This is a genomic window from Halospina denitrificans (genome assembly GCF_004364635.1).
In the GTDB taxonomy this organism is placed as follows: Bacteria; Pseudomonadota; Gammaproteobacteria; order Pseudomonadales; family Oleiphilaceae; genus Halospina; species Halospina denitrificans.
This window is the reverse complement of record NZ_SOAX01000002.1, coordinates 719,754-727,518: the sequence shown is the minus strand read 5'-3', so window position 1 is coordinate 727,518 and position 7,765 is coordinate 719,754. Positions and strand designations below refer to the sequence as shown.

At 53.0% G+C, this 7,765-nt stretch carries 9 protein-coding genes and 1 pseudogene; 7 read left to right on the top strand and 3 right to left on the bottom strand.

Annotated elements, in window-relative coordinates:
• Positions 1-688 precede the first annotated feature (688 nt).
• From DES49_RS07025 to DES49_RS07015, 3 genes are read left to right on the top strand one after another with little or no spacing between them, the layout of a single operon-like run.
• Positions 689-1,438, top strand: coding sequence for a TIGR04255 family protein (locus DES49_RS07025; RefSeq protein ID WP_133735659.1), 750 nt, complete (start codon positions 689-691; stop codon positions 1,436-1,438).
• Positions 1,439-1,461: 23 nt separating this feature from the next.
• Positions 1,462-1,848 carry a hypothetical protein gene (locus tag DES49_RS07020; protein WP_133735658.1) on the top strand — a complete coding sequence of 129 codons (387 nt, stop codon included), beginning with the start codon at positions 1,462-1,464 and terminating at the stop codon, positions 1,846-1,848.
• Positions 1,845-2,453, top strand: coding sequence for a hypothetical protein (locus DES49_RS07015; protein ID WP_133735657.1), 609 nt, complete (start codon positions 1,845-1,847; stop codon positions 2,451-2,453). Before DES49_RS07020 ends, DES49_RS07015 begins: the two co-directional genes overlap by 4 nt.
• Positions 2,454-2,639: 186 nt before the next feature.
• Here DES49_RS07015 and DES49_RS07010 read toward each other — a convergent pair whose 3' ends face one another.
• Positions 2,640-3,068 (bottom strand): hypothetical protein, encoded by a 429-nt coding sequence (locus DES49_RS07010; protein ID WP_133735656.1) that lies wholly within the window; start codon positions 3,066-3,068, stop codon positions 2,640-2,642.
• A gap of 63 nt (positions 3,069-3,131) precedes the next feature.
• Between DES49_RS07010 and DES49_RS07005 the strand changes: the two genes are divergently transcribed.
• The gene (locus tag DES49_RS07005; RefSeq protein ID WP_133735655.1) at positions 3,132-4,499 is read left to right on the top strand and encodes an IS5 family transposase; all 1,368 of its coding nucleotides are present in this window, start codon (positions 3,132-3,134) and stop codon (positions 4,497-4,499) included.
• Positions 4,500-5,039: 540 nt separating this feature from the next.
• Here the strand turns inward: DES49_RS07005 and DES49_RS15810 are convergent.
• Together DES49_RS15810 and DES49_RS15805 are read right to left on the bottom strand one after the other, a co-directional pair.
• The gene (locus DES49_RS15810) at positions 5,040-5,231 is read right to left on the bottom strand and encodes an integrase core domain-containing protein (RefSeq protein ID WP_424955222.1); all 192 of its coding nucleotides are present in this window, start codon (positions 5,229-5,231) and stop codon (positions 5,040-5,042) included.
• A 67-nt stretch (positions 5,232-5,298) separates the two neighbouring features.
• Positions 5,299-5,451: pseudogene (locus DES49_RS15805) on the bottom strand (hypothetical protein); the annotation flags it as partial.
• On the opposite strand from DES49_RS15805, the gene DES49_RS15475 reads away from it, so the two are divergent.
• The 3 genes from DES49_RS15475 to istB all read left to right on the top strand — a co-directional run bounded on the left by DES49_RS15475 (position 5,414) and on the right by istB (position 7,741).
• On the top strand, positions 5,414-5,656 hold the full coding sequence (locus DES49_RS15475; protein WP_166646016.1) for a hypothetical protein: 243 nt from the start codon (positions 5,414-5,416) through the stop codon (positions 5,654-5,656). The pseudogene DES49_RS15805 and the gene DES49_RS15475 overlap by 38 nt on opposite strands.
• A gap of 73 nt (positions 5,657-5,729) precedes the next feature.
• Entirely contained in the window at positions 5,730-6,926 is a 1,197-nt protein-coding gene (gene istA / locus DES49_RS06995; protein ID WP_133735653.1) for an IS21 family transposase, read from the top strand.
• Positions 6,923-7,741, top strand: coding sequence for an IS21-like element helper ATPase IstB (gene istB / locus DES49_RS06990; protein ID WP_133735652.1), 819 nt, complete (start codon positions 6,923-6,925; stop codon positions 7,739-7,741). Before istA ends, istB begins: the two co-directional genes overlap by 4 nt.
• Positions 7,742-7,765: the final 24 nt, after the last annotated feature.

Below are 7,765 nucleotides of genomic sequence, written 5' to 3'. Positions count from 1 at the left end.
CATGATGACTCCCCCTGTTTCAGATTGAAGATCACAGACACCTTCAATGTGCCACATCGATGCTGTGGGAGCAGGGGGAGTCCATATCATTCGTTTGATGGAGCCGGCGGGAGTTGAACCCGATGAAATCGTCCTCAAAAAGCCACTTTGATACGCATTGGGCCTAAATTCAGTAAGTTAAGAAAGCGAGAAACCGCAGAAAAACACGTTAACACGGAGTGGTGTGGACATGTTCTGGACACATAGGCTTTGGAACGCTGTAAGCAATTAAGCAATCGCTTACACCGCTTTCAGAGATTGCCGATACCTTGAGCGGCAATGGATCTGTATCGTTTGCGCCATCTCATCGGATGAGATCCCCTATGCACGGATGCCTCTAGCATGGATGCCGACGGGGTGCGCCACCTGCTCAGTGGTGGGACTGCCAGGGAGAGTACTGGTTCTCTTCTTGCACTTTTCGCTCAATACACCCAATTGCAGCCCCCTTTGCCGGTTGAAGGCTCGTCTGGTTTCCTGGATACGGCTCATTTCGAAAGGACCGTTCCCACCAAAACCAAGAGTCATTGTGTTGTGGCTTCGGCCTTGACGTGACATTGTGAAGGGAGGACCCTTGCGCCTAACTGCATTGTCCGCAAATTTGGTATGGTCTACTATTTTAGAGTAGAGGCCTCAAGCGAGAGCATCGTAAGTGACTGATTACAAAGATTTGAAGCTGAAGACTGATCCGATCGTAGAGGCGTTGTTTGAGATTCGTTTTCGGAAGTCGGACGCGATGCCGAGTTCAGCACTCGCGGGGCTGGTTTTTTCGGCGTACCGTGAGCAGTACCCGCATTTTGAAAATCTTCCAGCGTCTAATGTTCCGCAGGAGGTGCGGGACAGAGATGAAAGCTTTCATTACAAAGCTACGCATCGAATCTCTGGAGATGGTTATGCGATATCCGTTGGGGATAGGGTCTGTTCTCTGTCAGGAAGAAGACCGTATAAACACTGGGAAGACTTTAAGGAACGAATTTTAGGACTTATTGAGGCATTAAAACAGTTTAATGTTATAGAAGTGGTTGATCGGATTAGTTTGAGATATATCAACTTCTTTGAAAGTGAAGAGGTTTTCCCTGACCATTATAAATATATAGATTTCTCCTGTAATCTGGCCTCAAAAAAGCTAGAAGAGTATCCGACGACAGTAAAAACTCAAATACCAGTTGGAAACTGCAAGAATATAATTCAGATAGTGCCTGGGGCATCCGTTAGTGTTCCTCCTGATGTCAGTGAGACAAATGGCTTGGTTTTCGACATTGACTCAATAATGGATGGGCCGTTTGAAGATTTTTGGTCTAAGGTGGATGGTTATCTGGACGATATCCATAGAACGGAAAAGCAAATCTTCTTTGAGTCTCTTTCTGAATTGGCAAAAGAACACTTTGGTCTGGCTGAATAGGTTGAAGGGATATGGAGGCTTTCATGGATAAATCTACCTCGACTGTTATAAGTGCAAGTACGTTAGCGTGTCTGGCCTTTAGCCCAGGACCTGCAGATTCGCAAATTGTGCCTTCAACCTTGCAAGATAACTCTGAGTATCAAGCGCTTCCGGCTGAGTTTTTGTCTTCAGTTGTTGAGGATGTATACGAGCGGCCAGCAGATTCGCTAAGCTTGAGTGAAGGGGTTTTAAAGCTGGATAGTAATTTGAGTTCTCAGGTAGGATATTCCGCCTATGAAGTAAAACAGGGCGTTGATCCTCTTAAACGTTTAGCGAAGGGTCTTGGGCAGAAGCTTGAGAATAACAAAACTGATTTTGATCCCGAGGTTAGGGCTATTATAGCCGATAACTTGTGGGAGCTTTACGATTGAGCGACTCGGTAAAGGACCTTTTTAGTGAGGTCGAACTTTTTCTTCCGTCGTACCTAACGCCTAATGAGAAAGAAGAGCTTTACTCGGGGCTAAAAGACTTTCCTGAAAATGTGACGTATTATCTACAAAGGGGGCGTCAGGATGAGGCCCTTCAGGGTGATGTTTGGAGCTCGTTGCCCATAATCAATTTTGACACTTATGATGTGAAAAACTGTCAGGGTGTTATTATCAGCAACAGCTGTGATATAAGTCCAGAAAACGAGAGATTTCTTCCTACCTTTAATGTGATCTTTGCTCCTCTTATTAGAGTCTCAAAGCTTAGGAGATTGCTTGAGTCAAGTAATATTTCTGAGGAAAGGGTGTCTTCTACAATTGAGAACATTAGGAAGCAGTATAATACGTCCACTTTTTTCCTTCCTGCGATGGGAGAGGTTATAGAAGAGGATTCTGTCGCTCTTTTTTCGGATATGCGGTACGTTCCTATGAGCAAATTCAGAGAGCAAGGTGTCAAAAATATAACGTTGCATATGCAAGGGTTTTATTTATTTTTGATGAAATTATCTATGCATTTTTGTAGATTTAATGAAGGCGTTCATCGCTTTTAATTCTAGATAAATTAGTAATGATTTGGGCTGCTTCTCCTTTAGCTGTTAGCGATCAAAAGCCTACTTTAAATAAAGATGTTGGTTATATGCGAACGGATCTGCGTCTGCATTAATTAAGATATGGCTGTAATAATCCTAGGTGGGGTTTTAGCGCACAGGTATCTGGTTTAGATTCGGTTGAGAAATTTACTGAATTGTTCCAATTACCTCTTCGTACTTTATATTTACGCGCTCTCGATTTTTCGGGCAGAGATCAAAAAAGAAATAGTATTCTTTAACTGTTTCAAAATCTTCCCGAGAATTTTTTAATATTTCTTTAGTTAGACGTCGAGATTTATTTACTCCCAAGCTTTGACCTTTCGGCGTTTTCATAAACTTTGTGGTGAGATACTCTAATTGAGTCTGCCGTCCTTTCCCTTTTCTGGTGTTTATGTAGTGATCTCTAAACGACTTAGCAAATAAAGCTATTGTGTTTATTGCGTAAAACTGTTCGTCTTCTGGAAGATCTTTGTTTAACTTCTCGAGAGCTTTGTTGCCATTTGAAGTATTTACTAAAGCTACGTAGTCGCCCCTGCAAAACCTAAAATGTGCGCCAAAACAGGACGTTGAAGCCATTTTCGGGTATCATTCCCGCCCATAAATGCACTCATACCCTCAAATCCCTGCAGTTTTACCGCCATGACACCCAAAGACAAGCGCCAACAGCCCCAGAAAGCCATGTTTGAGACCTACCTGGAAGACATCATCAACGCCCGGCATCCGCTGGTTCGGATGGCCGAACGGATTGATTGGGATAACTGCGAGCAGCACTTCGGTCCCTACTGGTGCGCCGACAACGGGCGCCCCGGTCACCCGATCCGGCTGCACGTGGGCCTGCAGATGCTCAAGCACATGCAGGGGCTGTCCGACCGCGAGCTTCTGGATCAGTGGGTGGAGAACCCGTACTGGCAGTATTTCTGCGGTGAGGATGTGTTCCAGCACGAGACGCCGATGGACGAGTCCACCATGGGCCGGTTTCGCCGGCGCATTGGCGAGGACGGTGCCCAGGCGCTTTTGAAGATGACCGTCGAGCTGGGCGAAGGCACCGGCACGGTTCGCCCGGAGAGTTTCCGGGTGGCGGTGATGGACACGTCGGTGATGCCCAAGGCGGTGGCGCACCCCAGTGATGCGAAATTGATGGCGCGCTCGCACCGCAAGCTGGTCTCGAGAGCGAAGGCTGATGGCATCAAGTTCCGCCAGACCTATGAGCGCTCGCTGGACACACTGGTCTGGCAGGTGGGGCGCTACGCCCATGCCCGCCAGTACCGGCGCATGCACCGAAAGCTCGGCAAGCTCCATGGGTATCTCGGGCGGGTCTGCAATGACATCATCCGCCAGCAGCCCTACGGCCAGCGCAGCAGCGAGCTTGATCATCATCTTTACCAGTCACTGCGGCTGCTGCGCCAGTACAGTGAACCCGGCCATAAACGCCTCTACAGCCTGCACGAGCCGGAGGTGGCCTGCATCGCCAAGGGCAAGGCACGAACGCCCTACGAGTTCGGCAGCAAGGTGAACGTGGTCACCACCGCCGATGAAGGCTTCGTGCTCGACTGCCAAGCGTTGAAGGGCAACGCCTACGATGGCCACACCGCGCACCAGGGACTGCTGCGGGTGTTCAAGCACACCGGCCGCTTCCCGCTGCACACGCTGGTGGATCGAGGCTATCGCGGCGGTGAACACACCGCGCTCAGCCAGGTCCACATCACCGGCAAGAAGAAAGGTACGGGCACCGCCCACGAACAACACCAGCACCGGCGCAACAGCATCGAGCCGATCATCGGCCACATGAAACACGAAGGGCTGCTCGACCGATGCCACCTCCGAGGCCATACCGGGGACCGTATCCACGCGGTGCTGTGCGCGGTGGGGTTCAACCTGAGAAAGGTGCTCCGGCACCTGGCCTGGCTTTTTTGGCTCCGTAATCCGGTGGCGTTCAGGCGCTGGGTGGAAACATTAATGGCTCACAGCGTTCCCGATCAAAATGGCCGGTTTCTCCCGGCTGTTTGAGAAGGCGGGTTTCGCAGGGACGACTACGTAGAAGTTTCGAAATCTCGTAATGGTTCTTTGGCTTATTATTGTCGGGCAGCTTACTAAAATCAAGAAAGGAGCTCGGTCCAAAACTGCTGCGATGGTGCTGCTGTAGAGGCCATGGCAGGCTGCGATGGTGACGCATAAATTGAGGCATGAGGATATGTTTATCTTCATTAGTTTTTTTCTGAGTTTTTCATGCTTAATAAAGCTATTGTCTGCTAGCTGGAGGCCTTCAGTATCTCCGTGACAGTCAATGTGGATCATAGAGGATTTGGAGTGGACGTGATTGAAAGTCTCTATTCGATCAAGCGTCTTCAGGAATTCCGCCGACGAGGAAACTGTGACGACTTCCACATCAATAACTTGCTGATGCATGAATATATCTTCATATAAATATTGGCCCGTCTTTTGGTCTTTTTCCCCAAGAGACTCGATTATCCATAACTTATGATAAGTTACGTCGATATCCAGCATTTTCGGATCCATGTATTTCGGATGGGTGACCCTGACCCCGTTTCAGTACCACCCATTACTGGAAAAATCCGGCTCTTTGAGCCGCCTCCGGGGACCGGAAACGGCGTGTTTTCGGGCATAGTCAGCCGGTGTTGACCACCCCAGTGCAGAGTGAGGTCTGACTTGATTGTAGTCCATCCGCCACTGCGAGGCATTCCTGGCGAAAGCGTCCGTTGAACGACTCAACCGCCGCATTATCCGTCGGTTTCCCAGGCCGGGAGAAGTCAATTCCGATGCCATTTTCATAGGCCCAGCGGTCCATGACCTTGCCGGCGAACTCCGAGCCATTGTCGGATTTGAGCATCTGCGGCACTCCTCTAAAGCGCGCGATCCGGGTCAGCGCCTCTTTCACATCGTCGCCTTTAAGGCTCTGTCCCGTGACGATCGCCCTTGCCTTCGGCAACCTGCTGAGCATCTACGCACGCAACCGGTTCAGTCCTCAGCAGGTGTGGCACTGCCTCAAGAAATCGGGCCTGTGGGATGACCTAACGCAGTATTACCGAAGGCGGGACATGACCAGTGACATGCTCTATGAACTGGTGCGGGATGGACTCCTGCAGCGACGATTACAGGGGAAGGTGTCACGCCCGCTTGATATTGTCCGCTTAATCCCGAACTAATTTGTCCGCCCTCTCAAGACCGGTACCTTCCGGGAAGTAACTGTAGCCGCAGTGAACACCCGGGAGGCAGCCGATGCTCAAGAGGACGGACGCTATGATGATAAAGCGAATGCGCCGACAAGGCCTATACCTGAAGGACATCGCCGCCCAGATCGGTTGTTCGGAGCGCACCGTGCGCCGGACACTGCAGCGCGGTGGTCCCGCCAGCGGGCGCCGCCCCGGCGCCCGGGGCAGTAAACTCGATCCCTACAAGCCGATGATCGATGCAATGCTCGGTGACGGGATCTGGAACTGTCGTGTCATCCGAACACGGCTTCAGGCCGCCGGCTATGACGGCGGCTCAACCCTGGTTGAGGATTACGTTCGCCCACTGCGCCGGCTCCAGCCGTCGAAGGCAACCGTGCGCTTCGAGACGCCACCAGGGCGTCAGCTCCAGCATGACTGGGGCGAGATCGACGCGGAGGTCGACGGCCAGACACAGCGGGTTCACTTCGCGGTGAACACCCTTGGCCACTCGCGCTACTTCCATGTCTATGCGGCTCCCTGCCAGGACGCCGAGCACACCTATGAGAGCCTTGTGCGGGCGTTTGAGCACTTCGGAGGGGTGGCCGCCGAAGTGTTGGTCGATAACCAGCGTGCGGCAGTTGTCGGGCGCAGTGGTGGCGATGTGCGCTTCAACGCCCGTTTTCTGGATCTGGCCGGTTGCTATGGGTTCAAGCCTCGGGCCTGTCGCCCGTACCGGGCCCGGACCAAGGGCAAGACCGAACGGATGGTGCGTTACGTGAAGGAGAACTTCTTCCAACGCCACCAGCGCTTCGACAGCCTCGATCATCTCAACCACTGCCTGGAGCAATGGTTGGCGGAAGTCGCCAACCAGCGCGAGCACGGCACCCACGGCGACGTCGTCATGGAGCGCTTTCGCCGTGAAGAGGCTCCGGCGTTGCAGCCGCTTCCACAAGCGCGGTTCGACACCGCGTACCGCTTCCAGCGCACCGCCGGCTGGGACGGTTACATCAACGTCGAGGGCAACCGCTACAGCGTGCCTGATGAGTACTGCGGTGAGGTGCTCAACTGCCACCTCACCCTGGAGGGCGTGCTTACCGTCTACGGCCGCCTTCGCCTCCAGGGGCCTGACGAGCCCATTGCCCGGCATGTTCTGAGCGATCCCTCAGCCGGCTGGCAACAGCAGCCGGAGCACCATCAACGCCTGTGGCGGGAGTCTATGCCGGTTCAAGTTCGCGACCTCAGCGTTTACGAGGAGATGGTGTGATGCAGCTGGAGCAACTGTTTGAACGACTCAAGTTCGAGTATCTGCCGGATCAGCTCGATACAGTGTGCGAACAGGCCGCCAAGAAGCAGCTCGATTACCAGGACTTCCTCGCCCAGGCGCTGGAGACCGAGTGGGCCGGGCGTAACCGCAAGGGGATCGAGTCACGCATGAACCAGGCCCGCTTCCCCCACATCAAGACGCTGGAGCAGTTCGACTTCGAGTTCCAGCCCTCGGTGGATCGCAATGTGTTGCGCAACCTCTCGGGCCTGGCTTTCGTGGAACGCGGCGAGAATGTCATCTTCCTCGGGCCACCCGGTGTAGGTAAAACCCATCTGTCCATCGCGTTGGGCGTGAAGGCTGTTGAAGCCGGCCATCGAGTCGAGTTCCAGACCTTGGACCAGCTGATGACCCGCCTCAAGAAGGCCCGAGAGGAGAACCGGCTGGATCGCACGCTCAAGCAGCTGAGTTACCCCAAGGTGTTGATCGTCGATGAGATCGGCTATCTGCCGCTGTCACGGGACGAGGCCTCGCTGTTCTTCCGGCTGATCAACCGCCGCTACGAGAAGGCCTCGATGATCCTGACCTCCAACAAGTCCTTCGCCGACTGGGGCGAGGTCTTCGGTGAGCAGGTCATCGCCACCGCCATCCTGGACCGGCTGCTGCACCACGCCACCACCGTCAACATCAAGGGTGAGAGCTACCGACTCAAAGAGAAACGCCGTGCCGGCATGCTCAAGAACAACCCACCGGCGGGCAGTGATGACTCGCCCGAACCCAACACCGCAACCAATGAAGAGGACCCAACCCCGGCCTGACTGAAACCGGACTGGCCATCCAGA